This window comes from Streptomyces sp. NC-S4 (genome assembly GCF_054353315.1).
The window spans coordinates 7,259,839-7,277,598 of record NZ_CM135937.1; the positions used below are offsets into that span (position 1 = coordinate 7,259,839).

Here is a 17,760-nt window from a genome sequence, read left to right on the forward strand (position 1 = left end):
CCCGGGGTGCCCGAACGGCGTCGGAACACGGCCTTCCGCCCGTACTTGCGCAGGTCGTCCACCGCCGCGGTCACGTGAATCGGGGACCGGAAACAGGCGACTTCACCCGAATCGATGCCGTTCCTAGGCTGGCTGGGCAAGCAAGCGGAGCATGCGCCGCGTACCAGCCACCGGTGCGGCGCCGAGGGAGTTGTCTTGGCCAGTCACGATCCGACCGAACGCCCTGCGGAGCCGTCGTTCAGCGCGTTCCGCGCGTCGGGAGCGCAGCAGCGGATGTACTTCCTCCAGCAGCTGGAGGAGGGCAGGCCGACCTACCACATGCCCGTCTTCTACGGCCTCGAAGGACCGGTGGACGAGACCGCGCTCCGCGCGTGCGCCCAGGGTCTGATCGACCGGCACGAGGCGCTGCGCACCCGGTTCGTCCTGCGGGACGGCGAGCTGTGGCAGCACATCGACACGGGGGCCCCGCTCTCCTGGTCCTCCGCCGCGGCGCGCGCACCCCAGGACATCGAGGAGTGGATGTCCGCCGAACACCACCGGCCCTTCGACCTGGAGGCCGGACCGCTCTTCCGCGCGGCGCTGCTGCACACCCCCGAGGGCGCGGTGCTCGCGCTCGCCATGCACCACATCGTCGCCGACGGCTGGTCCGTCGGGATCCTCGCCCGCGAGCTCCTCGCCGAGTACGCCCGGTACGGCGACGGCCCGGACCCGGACGGTCCGCGGCCGGTCGCTTCCGCGCAGGCACCGGAGACCCCCGAGTACCAGTACGCCGACTTCTCCGACTGGCAGGAGGAATGGCTCGACGGTGCCGCCGCCCAGCGCCAGCTCACCTACTGGGAGCAGCAGTTGGGCGGAGAACTGCCCGACGCGCCGCTGCCCCGGGACGGCCGCCCCGGGACCGGAGCGGCCCGCGGCGCGGCGGCGCTGCACTCCTTCGACGTGCCCGCCCCGGTGCTCGCCCGGATGGAGCGCCTGTGCCGTGACACCCACAGCACCCCCTACACGCTGATGCTGGCGGCCTTCCAGGTCGTGCTGGGCCGCTATACCGGTACCGACGACGTGCTCGTCGGAACGCCGGTGGCGGGCCGCAACCGCAAGGAGTTCCAGGACACCGTCGGCCTGTTCGTCAACACGCTGGTGATCCGCGCGGACCTGTCCGGCGACCCCGCCTTCCGGGCCCACCTGGAGCGCGTACGGGACACCGTGCTCGACGCCCAGGACCACCAGGACCTCCCCTTCGAACGCGTCGTCGACCGGATCGCCCCCGGACGCACCGGTGAGGACGCGTCCCCCTTCCGGGTCATGTTCGGCCTGCACGACGAGGACGGCATGACCGACGGCCTGCCCGGCCCGCGGGCCAGGCTGCTCGAAGGACCTGCCGGAACCGCCAAGTTCGACCTGACCTTCGACGTCGTGCGCACCGGCGGCACGCTGAGCTGCCGGCTGGAGTACCGGTCCGACCTGTTCGAGGCCGCCACCGTCCGGCAGTTCGGCCGGCACTTCGCCCGCCTCCTGGACGCCGCCACCGAGAACCCCGGACTGCCGCTCAGCCGGCTGCCGATGCTGTCGGCCGACGAGCGCGGCGGCATCGGCTCGCCGCTCCCGGCCCGCGCCGCCCTCCCGCACGCCCCGCACGCCCGGCACGCCCCGGGCGAGCAGGGCGAGCCGGCGTGCGTCCACGAGATCTTCGCCGGGCACGCCGCCCGCACCCCCGAGGCGGTCGCCCTCGTCCACGAGGGCACCTCCCTCACCTACCGCGAGCTCGACACCCGGGCGAACCGGCTCGCCCACCGGCTGCGCGCCCTCGGCGTGGGTCCCGACACCCTCGTCGGACTGTGCCTGCCCCGCTCCGCCGACCTCGTCGTCGCCCTGCTCGGCATCCTCAAGGCCGGCGGCGCCTACCTGCCGCTCGACCCCGACAACCCGCCCGAGCGGCTGCGCCACATCGTCCAGGACGCCCGCCTGGAGCACGTCGTCGGCACCACCGGCACCCGGGACCTGTGGGACGCCCCCGGCCTGCACGCCGTCGACCTCCAGGCCGACGCCGCACTCCTGGCCGCCGAGCCGGACACCGCCCCGGACACCGGGGTGACCCCGGACCACCTGGCCTACGTCATCTACACCTCCGGCTCCACCGGACTCCCCAAGGGCACCCTCGTGCCCCACTCCAACGTCACCCGGCTGTTCTCCGCCACCGACCACTGGTTCGGCTTCGGCCCCGAGGACGTGTGGACCCTCTTCCACTCCATCGCCTTCGACTTCTCCGTCTGGGAGCTGTGGGGGGCCCTCGCCCACGGCGGCCGCCTCGTCGTGGTGCCGTACGGGACCAGCCGTTCGCCCGAGGAGTTCCACCGGCTGCTGCGCGCCGAGCGGGTCACCGTGCTCAACCAGACCCCCTCCGCCTTCTACCAGTTGGCCCGCGCCGACGAGGAGCACCACCGCACGGCCGGTCCGGACGTCCCCGGGCTCGCCCTGCGCCACGTCGTCTTCGGCGGGGAGGCCCTCGATGTCGCCGCCCTCGCCGGGTGGTTCGCCCGGCACGGCGACACCGCACCCCGCCTGGTCAACATGTACGGCATCACCGAGACGACCGTGCACGTCACCTACCGGCCGCTGACCGCCCGCGACGCCGAGGAGGGCCGCGGCAGCGTCATCGGCGTGCCCATCCCCGACCTGCGACTGCACCTGCTCGACGCCCGCGGTCGGACCGTCCCGCGCGGCGCCGTCGGAGAGCTGTACGTGGCCGGGGCGGGCCTGGCCCGCGGCTACCTGCGCCGGCCCGGACTCACCGCCGAGCGCTTCCCCACCGGCCTCGCCGACCGCGCCGCCGACGGACCCGCAGGGCTCGCGGAGGGCGAGCGGCTCTACCGCACCGGCGACCTGGCCCGGGCCCTGCCCGACGGGGACCTGGAATACCTCGGCCGCATCGACCACCAGGTCAAACTGCGCGGCTTCCGGATAGAACTCGGCGAGGTCGAGGCGGCCCTGGCCGCCCACCCCCTCGTCGACGCCGCGGTCGCCCTCGTAGCACCGGACCCCGCGGGGACCGACGTCCTCGTCGGCTACCTGGCCGTGACCGGGGCCGAGGACGGGGCCGGCCCCACCGTGGAGGAGATGCGCACCCACCTCGCGCGGCGGCTGCCCGGCTACATGATCCCCGGCGCCTTCGTCACCCTGCCCGCCTTCCCGCTGACCGCCAACGGCAAGACCGACCGGCGCCGGCTGCCCGCCCCCGGCTCGGTGCCCCGCACCCCCACCGCCGCCTACGAGGCACCCGGCGGGCCGGTCGAGACCGCCCTCACGGAGGTCTTCGCCCAGGTCCTGGGCCATGAACGGGTCGGCGCCCTGGACAACTGGTTCGCCCTCGGCGGGGACTCCATCCGCTCCCTCCAGGTCCTCGCCCGGATCCGGGAACGCGGCCTCGACCTCACCGTCGGCGACCTCATGCGCCGTCAGACGGCCCGCGCACTGGCCCCCGTCGTGACCCGGCGGGAGACGACGGCCGGCGCCGAGGCCCCGTACGAGCCGTTCTCCCTGCTCACCCCCGAGGACCGGGCCGCCCTGCCCGAAGGGCTGGAGGACGCCTACCCGATGACCCGGCTCCAGGCCGGCATGCTCTACCACAGCGACCTGCCGTCGGCGGGCGGGCGCGTCTACCACAACGTGGCCTCCTACCTGGTCGAGGCGCCCTTCTCCGAGGACGCCTGGCGCACCACCGTCGAGGTCCTCGCGGCCCGGCACGAGATGCTGCGCACCTCCTTCGACCCGCACGGGTTCGGCGAGCCCCTCCAGCTCGTCCACCGCGGCGCCCGCCCCGAGATCACCTTCGAGGACCTGCACGGGCTCGACCCCGAGGCTCAGCGGACCGCCGTCGCCGCCCGCTACGCCGCCGAGCGCGAAAGGCCGTTCGCCTGGGACCGGCCCCCGCTGATCCGCTTCCACGTCCAGCGGCTCTCCGACACCCGCCTCCAGCTGTTCGTCGCCGAGCACCACGCCGTCCTCGACGGCTGGAGCGAACGGTCGCTCCTGACCGAACTGGCCTCCTGCTACACCGAGGCGCTCGCCGCCGCGACCCCCGCGGAGGGGCCGTCCCCGGACGCGGGCCCCCGCTCCCGGTTCGCCTCCTTCGTGGCCCTGGAGCGGGCCGCGCTGGCCGACGCCGGGCAGCGCGCCTTCTGGACCGGCAAGGCCGCCGACGCCCCCGCGACCCGGCTGCCCCGCCCCGCCGCGACCGGCGGACCCGCCCGGATGTCCTGGTACCTCGCGCCGCTCCCGGACGGGCTGCACGCCCGGCTGACCGCCCTGGCCGCCGAGTGCGGCGTACCGCTGCGCACCGTCCTGCTCGCCGCCCACCTCAGGGCCCTGGCCCTGCTGGGCGGTGGCGACGCGGTCACCACCGGAGTGGTCCACAACGGCCGAACCGAGGAGACCGACGGCGACAAGGTCGTCGGCGTCTTCCTGAACACCCTGCCGCTGAGCGCCGGCGTCACCGGGCTCAGCTGGCGCGGCCTCGTCGCGCACGTCGCCGGGCTGGAGGCCGACCTGCACGCGTACCGGCGCTTCCCGCTCGCCGAGATCCAGCGGCTGTCCGGCGGCGGCCCGCTCTTCGAGACCTTCTTCAACTACACCCACTTCCACGTGGAGCGGGACGGGTCCGCCGGCGGCGCGTTCACCGTGCTGGAGGAGACCGGAGAGGCCGGCACCGACTTCGCCTTCGGCGCGGAGTTCTCCCGCAGCCCCGACGGCTCCCTGCTGGAGCTCGGCCTGCGCTTCGACGCCGCCCAGTTCTCCGAGGAGCAGATGGAGAGCGCCCACGCCTCCTACACCGCCGCCCTGTCCGACCTGGCCGAGGCCCCGGACCGGGACTGCACGGCCGCCGACCTGCTGCCGGAGTCCGAGCACCGCCGCTACGCCGAGTGGAACCGGACCGCCGTCGACTACCCGCAGCCGCACGTCCTGACCCGGCTGATCGACGCGCAGCGCGACCGGACCCCGAACGCCCCCGCCGTGCGCTTCGAGGGCGCCGAGCTGACCTACCGCGACCTCGACGCCGAGGCCGAGCGGCTGTGCGCGGCCCTGCGGGAACGGGGCGCGGGCCCCGGCACCTTCGTCGGACTGCTCCTGGAGCGCTCCCTCGCCCTGCCCGTGGTCCTGCTCGCCGTCCTGAAGTCGGGCGCCGCCTACGTCCCGCTCGACCCGGAGCACCCGGCGCCGCGCGTGCGGTCCCTGCTCGCCGAGTCCGGCATCGGCCTGGTGGTCACCGAGGGCGCGTGGGCGGAGCGGCTGGAGGGCTGCGGGGTCACCGTCGTCCGGCCGGAGGAGGCCGCGACCGCCGCCGCGGGTCCCGCCCGGGCCGCCGAGCCGTCCGACCCGGCGTACATGATCTTCACCTCGGGTTCCACCGGCAAGCCCAAGGGAGTCGTGGTCTCCCACCGGGCCATCGCCAACCGGCTGCTGTGGATGCAGGACGAGTACGGGCTGGTCCCGGGCGAGCGGGTGCTGCACAAGACGCCGTACACCTTCGACGTCTCCGTGTGGGAGCTGTTCTGGCCCCTGCTGACCGGTGCCACCCTGGTCCTCGCCCGCCCCGGCGGCCAGCGCGACCCCGGCTACCTCGGCGGTCTGATCCACGACGAGGGCGCCACCACGGTGCACTTCGTCCCGTCGATGCTCAGCGTCTTCCTCGACGACCCCGCGGCCGTGACCGGCGCCGCCGGCCTCACCCGGGTGGTGTGCAGCGGCGAGGCCCTGCCGTACGAGGTCCAGCGCAGGTTCTTCGAGCGGCTGCCCGGGGTCGAACTGCACAACCTCTACGGGCCCACCGAGGCGGCCGTCGACGTCACGTACTGGCAGTGCCGCCCGGACGGCGGCGACACCGTGCCCATCGGCCGGCCCATCGCCAACATGCGCACCCACGTCCTGGACCGCCGCCTGGCCGAGGTCCCCCTGGGCGTCACCGGGGAACTCTTCCTCGAAGGCGTCGGCCTCGCCGACGGCTACCACGGACGACCCGAACTGACGGCGGAGCGCTTCATCGAGCACACCGGCCCCGACGGCACCACCCGTCGTCTCTACCGGACCGGCGACCTGGCCCGGCACCGCCCGGACGGAGCCCTGGAGTACGCGGGCCGCACCGACCACCAGCTCAAGATCCGCGGCTTCCGGGTCGAGCCGGGGGAGATCGAGGCCGTCCTCGCCGAACACCCCGGTGTGCGCGACTGCGCCGTCCTGCCCCGCGGCGAACGCCTCGTCGGCTACTTCGTCCCCGACACGGCCGGCCCGGACACCGGCCCCGCACCCGGCCCGGGCGAGCTCGCCGCCCACGCCCGGGAGCGGCTCCCCGAGTACATGGTCCCCTCCGCCTGGGTGCGCCTGGACGCCCTTCCGCTGACCGCCAACGGCAAACTGGACCGCGCCGCCCTGCCCGACCCGGACCCCGCCGACCTGCGCGGGGGAGCCGAGCCGGTCCCGCCCCGCGACGCCCTCGAATCCCGCCTCGCCGGGATCTGGGAGCGGCTGCTGGACGGCGGCCCGGTCGGCGTCCACGACGACTTCTTCGAGTCCGGCGGGCACTCCATCGACGCCCTGCGCCTGATCGGCCGGATCAACCAGGCCTTCGGCGAACGCCTCGGCGTCTCGGCCGTCCTGGAGCACCCGACCGTCGCCCGGCAGGCCGCGCTGCTGCGGGGCCGCCACCTCGCGGTGGCCCCGGACCCGGTGGTGCGCCTCCAGCCCGAGGGCGCGCTCGACCCGCTCTTCCTCGTCCACCCGATCGGCGGGAACGTCTTCTGCTACCGCACCCTGGCCGCAGAACTGGGCACCGAACGGCCCGTGTTCGGGCTGACGGCGCCCGGTCTGACCGACCCCGCGGCGGCGCCCGACGCCACCGTCGAGGAGCTGGCCGCCGCCCACCTGGAGGCCCTTCGCCGGATCCGCCCCACCGGCCCCTACCACCTGGCCGGCTGGTCCTTCGGCGGACTCCTCGCCCACGAGATGGCCGTCCAGCTGCGGGCCGCCGGGCAGCAGGTGGCGACCCTCGCACTGCTGGACACCGGCTACCCGGAGCCAGGCCACGTCCCCGACGACGAGAGCGAGCTGCTTGAGTGGTTCCACGAGGACCTCGCCCGCTCCGCCGGCTTCGACCCCTCCGAGGCGAGCGTGTCCGCCCTGCGCAGCGCCCTGCGGAGCGTCGCCGACACCCCGGCCCGGCTCACCGTCCTCGCCGAGCAGGTGGAACGCGACGGCTTCGCCCCCGGACTGGACCCGCAGGACCTCGCCCGGCACTACTCGGTGTTCCGTACCGGGATCCGCGCCGCCGCGGCGTACGAGCCCCCGGCCGCCCCCTGCCCGGTCCTCTTCCTCCAGAGCGGGACCGGGGCCCGCGAGCGGGCCGCCGACCGGTGGGAGGCGCGGGCCGGGGCCGGCTTCACCCGCCACGACGCCGCCACCGACCACTACGGGCTGATGCGGCCGCCGCACAGCACCCGGGCCGCCGCCCTCCTGCGCGCCGCCCTCGCCGCGGCCGACCGCCGCTGAACGGGTCCCCGGCCCGCCCGGGGACCCGTACCCCCTTCCCGCGCCGCGCGTCGGCGAGGCATGCGCCGACGCGCCCCCGCACCAGAACAGGAACGGAACACACCACGTGACGAGTGACACCCCGGGGCCCGCCCCCGAGCTGAGCGGCCGCATAAGCGGCGGTCCCGCCGAACTCCTGCACGACGAAGTGCTCGCCCCGCAGTTCGGGTTCGAGTCCCGCCACCTGCTGCGCCACTACGTCGCCATCGAAAAGACCCTTGCCGCCGAGTACGTCCGCATGGACCTGATCAGCGCCGAGGAGGCCCACCGGATCGCCGCCCTGCTGGACTCCGTCGGGCCCGACACCCTCAGCGCGCAGCCCGGCGCCAACATGTCGGACATCGCCTTCGCCCTCGAACGGTACGTCGAGGCGGGCCTGCCCGCCCCGGTCGTGCGCTGGCACGCCGACCGCAGCCGCAACGACCTCCAGGCCTGCGCCCAGGTGATGTACGGCCGCGACCAGCTCACCCGCTTCGCCGCGGCCCTCCTCGAACTCGCCGCCGTCGTCCACCGGCTGGCCCGGGAGACCTGCGACCTGCCCATGCCGGGGTACACCCACTTCCAGGCCGCCCAGATCATCACCCCCGGCTTCCACCTCGCCGCGCTCTCCGAGCACCTGCTGCACACCCACGCGCGGCTGCTGAACGCCTACGACGGCATCGACGCCTGCCCGCTGGGCGCCGGCGCCATGGCGGGGCAGGAACTGCCCTGGGACCGCGACCGGATGGCACGGCTGCTCGGCTTCTCCCGCCCTCAGCCGCACGCGCTCACCGCCGTGGCCTCGCGCCGCTGGAGCGCCGAACTGACCGCCGAACTCAGCCTGCTGGGCACCGCCCTGAGCCGCTTCACCACCGACCTGCTCACCTGGGGCGGCAGCGAGTACGGCTTCATCGAACTGCCCGACGAGCTCTCCGGCATCTCCTCCGCCATGCCGCAGAAGAAGAACTACCCCGTCCTGGAACGCATCCGCGGGCGCACCGCCCACCTGACCGCCTTCCACTTCGACGTGCTCCTGGGCCAGCGCAACACCCCCTTCTGCAACCTCGTCGAGGTGTCCAAGGAAGCCGGCACCCACCTGCTGAACGCCTTCGACTCGGCCCACGGCACCGTCCGCCTCCTCACCGAGGTGCTGCGCAGGCTGACCTTCCGCGCCGACCGCATGCGCCAGGTGTGCGAGCGCGAGTTCCTCGGCGGGTTCAGCCTCGCCAACGCCCTCTGCCTCACCGAAGGAGTCCCCTGGCGCACCGCCCAGGTCGTCGCCGGGAAGTACGTCGTGCTCGCCGCGGCGGCCGGCGCCGCGCCCGCCCCGGGCGAACCCGCCCTGCTGGCCGAGGCGGCCGCCGGACACGGCATCACCCTCGCCGACCCCGCCCGGCTCCTCGCCGAGGCCTTCGACGTCGACCGGGGCCTGGAGCGCATGGTGTCCGCCGGCTCGGCCCGCCCCGACGCCGTGCGCGCCGTGCTGCGCACCCAGCAGGAGACGTACGAACGGCTCGGCGCCGACTGGGAACTGCGCGCCGCCGCGCTCCGCGCGGGCGCCGAGGAAGGCGACCGCGCCCTGTACGGCGCGGCCGGCGACGAGATCCACGAGGAGGACGGCGATGGCACCCGCGCCCGTGTACAGCACGCCCACTGACGCCGCCGGCGGGACGTCCGCCTCCGTCCTCGGATCCGCCCCCGCTCCCGGGGCCGGCTCCGGCAGTGCCTTCGGCACCTTCGGCGAACTGCTCCAGGGCGCCCTGCCGCACCCGCAGGGGGACTTCCTGGTGACCTTCCCCCTCGCCCGCTGGGCCACCGCCCACTTCCACCCCAGCCCCGGCCGCCGCGACGTCCGGGTGCGGCCGGCCCACAAGGCCAAGTCCCGCCGGGTCGCCGAAGCCGTCCTGGCCGCCCTCGGCACGACGGACGGCGGCCTCCTGGAAGTGGCCGGGGACCTGCCCGAGGGCAAGGGCCTCGCCAGCTCCTCCGCCGACCTCGTCGCCACCGTACGGGCGGTGGGGGCCGCCCACGGACGCGAGTTCACCCCGGCCGAGACGGAGGACTTCCTGCGCGGCATCGAACCGGCCGACGGGGTCATGTACGACGAGATCGTCGCCTTCCACCACCGTGAGGTGCGCCTCGGCCACCGCCTCGGCGTCCTGCCCCCGCTGACCGTCGTCGCCCACGACGAGGGCGGCCAGGTGGACACCGTCGCGCACAACCGGGGCGCCCGGGCCATCGCCGCCGCCGACCGGGAGGAGTACGCACTCCTGCTGGACCGGCTCACCGGCGCCGTGGCCGGCGGCGACCTCCAGGAGGTCGGCGCCGTCTCCACCCGCAGCGCCGAGATGAACGCCCACCGCCGCCGGCGCGCCGGATTCGCGCAGCTGCACGCCCTGTGCCGCGAGGTCGACGGCCTGGGCCTGGTCCTCGCCCACAGCGGCACCATGCTCGGCGTCCTCCTGGAGGCGAACGACCCGGCCCTCGCGGGCAAGACCGAGCACGTCCGGGCCGGCTGCGCCGCCCTCGGCGGAGAGGTGTCCGTACACCGCTCCCTCGGCGCCGACGACAGCTGGAGCCCGCAGGCCGCGCCCGCCCACCCCACCGAGCTGGAGATCTGAGCATGCTGTTCGACACCGTGACGGACGCGATCGGCGCGACCCCGCTGGTCCGGCTGCGCCTGGGCGAGGCCCGCGGCGTGGAGGTCTACGCCAAGCTGGAACTGCAGAACCTCTTCGCGATGAAGGACCGCGTCGCCCGCAACATCCTGCTGGAGGCCCGGCGACTGGGCACCCTGAAGCCGGGTGCCCCCGTCATCGAGAGCTCCTCGGGGACGATGGCCCTCGGCGTCGCCCTCGTCGGCCGCTCCCTGGGCCACGAGGTCCACATCGTCACCGACCCGCGCATCGACCCCGTCACCCTCGCCAAACTCCGCGCCCTGGGCTGCCGGGTGCACGTGGTCGAGGCCATGACCAGCCACGGCTGGCAGAGCGCCCGCCTGGAGCGGCTCGCGGAACTGCAGGGCGAACTGCCGGGCGCCTTCTGGCCGCAGCAGTACACCAACCCCGACAACCCCGGCGCCTACCGCACCCTCGCCGGTGAACTCCTCGCGGACCTGGGACGGTTCGACACCCTCGTCGGAGCCGTCGGCAGCGGCGGCTCCCTCTGCGGGACGGCACGCGCCCTGCGCGAGCGACTGCCCGCCCTGCACGTCGTCGGCGTCGACTGCGTGGGCAGCGCCCTCTTCGGCCAGCCCGACGTACCGCAGCGGCTGCAGAGCGGGCTGGGCAACAGCCTGCTGCCCAAGAACCTGGACCGCACCCTCGTCGACGAGGTGCACTGGCTCAACGACCACGAGGCCTTCGCCGCGACCTGGGACCTCGCCCGCGAGCAGCAGATCTTCGGCGGCAACACCTCGGGCTCCGTCTACCGGGTCCTCACCGGCCTCGCCGACCGCGCCGAGCCCGGTACCCGGATCGTCGGCATCCTGCCCGACCGCGGCGACCGCTACGCCGACACCGTCTACAACGACGAGCACTGGGAGGCCAACCGGCTGCGCGAGGTGCCCACCGCCACGGCGCCGGCCGCCCTCGGCCCCGACGGGACGGCCCGTACCTGGTCCGCCCTCGCCTACAGCCCGCCCGCCGGGATCCAGCGGCACCTGCTGTTCGTGGAGTCCAACACCACCGGAACCGGCATGCTGGCCCTGGACCGGGCGCGCGAACTGGGCACCGTGCCGGTCCTGCTGACCGGCGACCCCGACCGCTACCGGGGCCTCGCGGAGACCGGCGCCGAGGTGGTGCGCTGCGACACCAACTCCGACGCCGCCCTGCGCGCCGCCGTACAGGAGCGCTTCCGCCGCGAGGAGATCGCCGGGGTCACCACCACCAGCGACTTCTACGTACCGGCCGCCGCCCGGATCGCCCAGTGGCTCGGCCTGCCCGGCAACGCGCCCGAGGCGGTGGCCGTCTGCCGCGACAAGTCCGCCCTGCGCGAGAGGATGCGGGCCGCGGGCGTCCGCCAGCCCCGCTACGCCCTGGTCCGCGAGCCGGCCGGGGCCGCGGCCGCCGTCGCCCGCACCGGACTGCCCTGCGTGGTCAAGCCGGCCGACGACTCGGGCTCCACCAACGTCCTGCTCTGCGCCGACGAGGCGGAGGTCCGCGCCCAGATCGAGAAGATCCTCGCGATCGACACCAACGTCCGGGGCATGCCCACCGCCCGCACGGTCCTCGTCGAGGAGTACCTGGACGCGCCGGAGTACAGCGTCGAGATGTTCAGCGGGGATGGCCGGGCCGTGTGCGTCGGCATCACCGCCAAGTCCGTGACCGCCACCCCCCACTTCGTCGAGCACCGCCACGTCTTCCCCGCCCCGCTGCCCGCCGCCACCGCCCAGCGGATCACCGAGACGGTGACGGCGGCCCTGGACGCGGCCGGGATCCGGCTCGGAGCCACCCACACCGAGGTCAAACTGACCGCCGACGGGCCCGCCCTCGTCGAGATCAACCCCCGCCCGGCCGGTGGCATGATCCCCGAACTGATCCGACTGGCCAGCGGCATCGACCTCCTCGACGCGCAGCTGCGCGCCGCCCTCGGCCTGCCCCCGCACCTCAAGGCCGAGGAGGCCGGCCACGCCGGGATCCAGTTCCTCCTCGCCGACGCCGACGGCACCCTCACGGCCGCCCACGGCGCCCGGGAGGCCGCCGCCGTCGAGGGGGTCGAGTCGGTGCTGGTCACCGCCGCCCCCGGCGCGCCCGTACGCAGGCCCCGCAGTGCCTCCGACCGCCTCGGGCACGTGATCGCCCGCCACCCGGAGCCCGAGGGCGTGCACGCCGCCCTCGACGCGGCGCGGTCCCTGCTCCGCCTCGACATCGAGCCCGCACAGCATTCCTGACCATCCATCAATTCCTGTCCGAGGGTGCGCCGTACGACCCGTACGGCCGCGCCCGGCCCCGAAAGGTGAACCGCCATGAGCAACCCCTTCGAGAACGACAACGCCACCTACGTCGTGGTCCGCAACGACGAGCTGCAGCACTCCCTGTGGCCCGCCGCCAACCCCGTCCCGGCAGGCTGGACCGTGGTGCACGGCCCCGACGGCCGACAGGCCTGCCTGGACCACGTCGAGCGGGTCTGGACCGACATGCGCCCCGCCTCCCTGGTGGCCGCCCTCGCCGGGAACGCGCCCCGTGGCTGAGCCCGTCCACCCCACCGGCCGGCCGGCCGGCACCGACACCGACTCCGAGGCCGACCCCGTACGGACCCTGTGCGCCCTCTTCGCCGAGGTCCTCGGCCGCGCCGGGGTCGACGCGGGCCACAGCTTCACCGGGCTGGGCGGCGACAGCATCCAGGCGATCCAGGTCGTCAGCCGCGCCCGCGCCGCCGGCCTGGTCGTCAGCACCCGCGACGTGCTCCGGGCCGAGAGCGTGAGCGCGCTCGCCGCCACCGCCCGCGCCCAGGGCCGGGCGGGCGAGGGCGCCGGACCGGTCGTGCCCCCGCGCCGCCTGGGCCCGCTGGCGCCCACCCCCATCATGGGCTGGCTCGCCGAACTCGGCGGCCCCGTCGACACCTACAACCAGTCGCTCGTCCTGCGCACCCCGCCGGGCTTCGGGGCGGACGCCGCCGAACGCACCGTCCAGGCCCTCCTCGACACCCACGAGATGCTCCGCCTGCGGCTGCCCGACGGGATCGGGGCCCCCGGCGCCGAGCCGCTCGTGCCGCCCGCGGGCTCCGTCAGCGCGGCGGACCTGCTGGAGCACGTGGACGCCCGCGGGACGGACGACGCCGGACTCCCCGACCTCACCCGGGACCGGATGCGCGCGGCCCGGCGGCTGCTCTCGCCCCGCGAGGGCCACATGCTGCGCGCCGTGCTCCTCGACCGGGGCGCCGGACAGCAGGGACGTCTCGCGCTCGTCGTCCACCACCTCGTGGTGGACGGCGTCTCGTGGCGGATCCTCCAGGACGACCTGAAGACCTGCGCGGCGGCCCTCGCCGAGGGCCGCGAGCCCGTCCTGGAACCGGCGCACACCCCCTTCGCGCACTGGGCCGACCTGCTGCGCGCCGAGGCCACCTCCGGCCGCCGGACCGCCGAGGCCGGCCGCTGGGCCGCAGCCCTGCGCGAGGCCCCGCAGGCCCTCGCCGGGGTCCGCACGGCCGGCGGCCTCGACCCCGAGAGCCCCGACCACACCTTCACCCTGACCCTCGGGCCGGAGATCACGGGCCCCCTGCTCACCACCGCCCCCGGCCTGGTCAACGGCACCGTCAACGACGTCCTGCTGACCGCCCTGGCCCTCGCCGTCCTCGGCCGCCGCGGCGCCGACGGCGAGGACACGGGCGACGCGGAGGGCGCCGTCCTCGTCGACGTCGAGGGCCACGGCCGGGAGGACGTCGCCGACGGCACGGACCTGTCCCGCACCGTCGGCTGGTTCACCACCGTGTTCCCCGTCCGCCTCGCCCTCGGCCGGCCCGACCTCGACGATGCCCGCGCCGGCGGACCCGCGGTCGGCGCCGCCCTGCGCCTGGTCAAGGAGGAACTGCGCGCCGTACCGGACAAGGGCATCGGCTTCGGGCTGCTGCGCCACCTCAACTCCCGTACCGGGCCGGACCTCGCGGCGCGCGGCATCCCCCAGATCGGCTTCAACTACCTCGGCCGGTTCCCGATGGGCGGCGACGCCCCCTGGGACGCCGCGCCCGGGCACGCCTTCGCCCTCGACGACGCCGACGAAGGCCTTCCGATGGCGCACGCCGTGGAGGTCAACGCGGCCGCCCACGAGGGTCCGGACGGCCTCACCCTCAGCGCCACCTGGACCTGGGCGGGCAACGTCTTCCCGGGGAGCTGGGTCCACGACCTCGCGCAGGAGTGGTTCACCATGCTGCGCGCCGTCGTCACCCACGCCGCCCGCCCGGACGCCGGCGGGCTGACCCCTTCCGACGTGTCCCTCGCCCAGGTCAGCCAGGCCGACCTCGACACCTTCGAATCCCAGCTCGGAGCCCTGCTGTGATCCCTCTGTCCCACGCCCAGCAGCGGCTGTGGTTCCACGCCCGGGACGGCGCCGACGGCGCGCTTTACCACATCCCCGTCGGGCTGCGGCTGCGCGGCGCCCTCGACCGACCGGCCCTGCGGGCCGCGCTCGCGGACGTGAGCGGCCGCCACGAAGCCCTGCGCACCGTCTTCCCCGACGCGGCGGGCCGCCCCCACCAGCGCGTGCTGGACCCCGCGGACGCCGTCCCGGTGCTCACCGTCACCGTCTGCCCGCCCGCCGAGCGCGCCGGGCGGGCGGCGGAGGCCTCGTCCCGGCCCTTCGACCTCGCCGCCGAACCGCCGCTGCGCGCCGACCTGTTCACCGACGGGGACCAGGACCACTACCTGCTGCTGGTCCTGCACCACATCGCGGGCGACGGCCACTCCGTGAACGTCCTCGTCCGCGACCTCGCCGCCGCCTACACCGCCCGGTGCTCCGGCCGCCCGCCCGAGTGGCCCGAACTGGCCGTCCAGTACCCGGACTACGCCCTGTGGCAGCGCGAGGTCCTCGGGGCGGCCCAGGACCCCGCCTCCCTGCACGCCCGGCTGCTCACCCACTGGGCGGCCGCCCTGGACGGCCTGCCCGAGGAGCTGGCCCTGCCCGCCGACCGGCCGCGCCCGGCCGTGGCCGGCCACCGGGGCGCCCTGGTGGAGGCGCGGACCGACGCCGCCGTCCACGCGGGCCTGGCCGCGCTGGCCCGGGGCGGCCGCGCCACGCCGTTCATGGCCGTCCAGGCCGCCTTCGCGGTCCTGCTCACCCGCCTCGGCGCCGGCACCGACCTGCCGCTCGGCTGCCCCGTCGACGGCCGCGACGACGAAGCCCTCACCGACCTCGTGGGCCTCTTCGTCAACACCCTGATCGTGCGCGCCGACACCTCCGGCGACCCCGCCTTCACGGAGGTGCTGGGCCGCGTCCGGTCCGCGGCCCTTGCGACGTACGCCCACCAGGAACTGCCCTTCGAATCGCTCGTCGAGCGCCTCAACCCGGCCCGCTCGCCCGCCCGGCACCCGCTCTTCCAGGTCGCCGTCTCCGCACAGCGCACCGAGCCGCAGACCCCCGCCTTCGCGGGCCTGGCCGCGGAGGTGGAGGCGGTACGCACCGACACCGCCAAGTTCGACCTCACCCTGGAGGTCGAGGAGCTCCACGACCCGGCCACCGGAGCACCCCGGGGCCTGGCCCTCGGCCTGGAGTACGCGAGCGACCTGTTCGACGAGGCCACGGCCCGGCGCCTGCTGGACCGGCTCGTCCACCTCATCGGCGCCGTCGTCCGCGAACCGGGGACGCCGATCTCCGCCCTCGACGTCCTGCTGCCGGGGGAGCGCGCCGACCTCCTGGAGCACTGGCAGGGCGCACCCGCCGCCGCCGACGACCGCACCGTCCACGGGGCCTTCGCCGAACGCGCCGCCGACCACCCCGACCGGGCCGCGGTGCTCTGCGCCGGCAGGGAGACCACGTACGCCGAACTCGACGCCTCGGCCGACCGGATCGCCGGACGGCTGCGCACCCTCGGCGTCCGCCCGGGCGAGGCCGTCGCCGTACTGATGGACCGCTCGGCCGAGCTCGTCGCCGCCTGCCTCGGCATCCTCAAGGCGGGCGCCGCCTACCTGCCGCTGGACGCGCGGGCCCCGCGCGCCCGGACCGAGGCCGTGATCACCGCGGCCGGGGCCGCCGTCCTCGTCACCGACCTCCCGGACGGCGAGCCCGTACCGGCGGGGCCGCACCACGTGCTGCGCCCGGACGGGACCCGCGCCGGCGGGGCCGCGCAAGCCGCGACGGCCGGGCACCCCGGGCACCCCGAGGCGCTCGCCTACCTGATGTACACCTCCGGCTCCACGGGCACCCCCAAGGGCGTGGCCGTCTCCCACCGCGAGGTCGTCGCCCTCGCCACCGACGGGCGCTGGCGCGGCGGAGCGCACGAACGGGTCCTGTTCCGCTCCCCGCACGCCTTCGACGCCTCCACCTACGAGCTGTGGGTGCCGCTCCTGAACGGCGGCCTGGTCGTCGTCGCACCGCCCGGCGAACTCGACGTCGACGCGCTGGCCCGGCTGATGACCGAGGAGAAGGTCACCGGAACCTTCCTCACCGCCACCCTCTTCAACGTCCTGGCCGACCGCTGCCTGCCCGCCCTCGGCTCGCTGCACGAGGTGATGACCGGCGGCGAGGCCGCCTCGCCGTCCATGGTCCGCCGGGTCCGCGAGGCATGCCCCGGCACCACCGTCACCAACGCCTACGGCCCCACCGAGACCACCACCTTCGCCGCGACCTTCGCCGTCGGCCCGGGCCAGGAGGCCCCCGAAGGACAGGTCCCGATCGGCCGCCCGCTCGACGGTACGCAGCTCCACGTCCTGGACGGGCGGCTCGGCCTCGTGGCCCCGGGCGTCGTCGGCGAGCTCTACATCGCGGGCGCCGGACTCGCCCAGGGCTACCTCGGCCGGGCGGCACTGACCGCCGAACGCTTCGTCGCCTGCCCGTACGGCCCCCCGGGCACCCGCATGTACCGCACCGGCGACCTGGCCCGCTGGAACGGCGACGGCCAGGTCGAGTACCTCGGCCGCGCCGACCGGCAGGTCAAGATCCGCGGGCTGCGCATCGAACCCGGCGAGATCGAACACGCCCTGGCCGGCCACCCGGCGGTGGGCCAGGCCGCCGTCACCGTCGTGGACACGGCCGCCGGACCCGCGCTCGCGGGCTACGCGGTCCCCGCCGAGGGAATCCCCGCACCCGACCCGCGGGAACTGCGCGAGCACCTGCGCGCCCGGCTGCCCGACTACATGGTGCCCGCCACCCTCACCCTGCTGGACGCCTTCCCCGTGACGGCCAACGGCAAGACCGACCTGACCGCCCTGCCCGCGCCGGATCCGGCGGCCGTCGGCGGCGAAGGGACCCACCAGGAGCCGCGCACCGACGACGAGCGCGCCCTGTGCGCGATCTGGGAACAGGTCCTCGGCCTGCCGCGGATCGGCGTCCACGACAGCTTCTTCGACCTCGGCGGACACTCCCTGCTCGCCACCCAGCTGCTCGCCGAGGTCAAGGCGCGGTTCGGAGCCGCCATCGGCATCCGCCAGTTCTTCACCGGCCCCACCATCGCCGAACTGGCCGCCGCCCTGCCCGCCGCCACGGCCGCCGGCACCGGCGCCGAGGACCCGCCGATCGTCCGCCGGGCCCGCCGCACCCAGACCGCCTGACCACC

7 protein-coding genes are annotated in these 17,760 nt (G+C 75.4%); all 7 read left to right on the forward strand.

Annotated features, from left to right (window positions below; translation table 11 throughout):
- Positions 1 to 195 precede the first annotated feature (195 nt).
- Entirely contained in the window at positions 196 to 7,536 is a 7,341-nt protein-coding gene (locus ACXNSR_RS32620) for an amino acid adenylation domain-containing protein (RefSeq protein WP_458638944.1), read from the forward strand.
- Positions 7,537 to 7,642: 106 nt separating this feature from the next.
- Positions 7,643 to 9,211 (forward strand): lyase family protein, encoded by a 1,569-nt coding sequence (locus tag ACXNSR_RS32625; protein ID WP_458638945.1) that lies wholly within the window; start codon positions 7,643 to 7,645, stop codon positions 9,209 to 9,211.
- The gene (locus ACXNSR_RS32630) at positions 9,177 to 10,175 is read left to right on the forward strand and encodes a GHMP family kinase ATP-binding protein (protein WP_458638946.1); all 999 of its coding nucleotides are present in this window, start codon (positions 9,177 to 9,179) and stop codon (positions 10,173 to 10,175) included. Before ACXNSR_RS32625 ends, ACXNSR_RS32630 begins: the two co-directional genes overlap by 35 nt.
- A gap of 2 nt (positions 10,176 to 10,177) precedes the next feature.
- Positions 10,178 to 12,445: a pyridoxal-phosphate dependent enzyme gene (locus tag ACXNSR_RS32635; RefSeq protein WP_458638947.1), complete on the forward strand. Its 2,268-nt coding sequence runs from the start codon at positions 10,178 to 10,180 to the stop codon at positions 12,443 to 12,445.
- Between the two features lie 75 nt (positions 12,446 to 12,520).
- Positions 12,521 to 12,745: an MbtH family protein gene (locus ACXNSR_RS32640; RefSeq protein WP_189741799.1), complete on the forward strand. Its 225-nt coding sequence runs from the start codon at positions 12,521 to 12,523 to the stop codon at positions 12,743 to 12,745.
- Positions 12,738 to 14,549: a condensation domain-containing protein gene (locus ACXNSR_RS32645; RefSeq protein ID WP_458638948.1), complete on the forward strand. Its 1,812-nt coding sequence runs from the start codon at positions 12,738 to 12,740 to the stop codon at positions 14,547 to 14,549. The genes ACXNSR_RS32640 and ACXNSR_RS32645 overlap by 8 nt, the downstream gene beginning before the upstream one ends.
- Positions 14,546 to 17,755 (forward strand): non-ribosomal peptide synthetase, encoded by a 3,210-nt coding sequence (locus ACXNSR_RS32650; RefSeq protein WP_458638949.1) that lies wholly within the window; start codon positions 14,546 to 14,548, stop codon positions 17,753 to 17,755. Before ACXNSR_RS32645 ends, ACXNSR_RS32650 begins: the two co-directional genes overlap by 4 nt.
- The last annotated feature ends 5 nt before the right edge of the window (positions 17,756 to 17,760 follow it).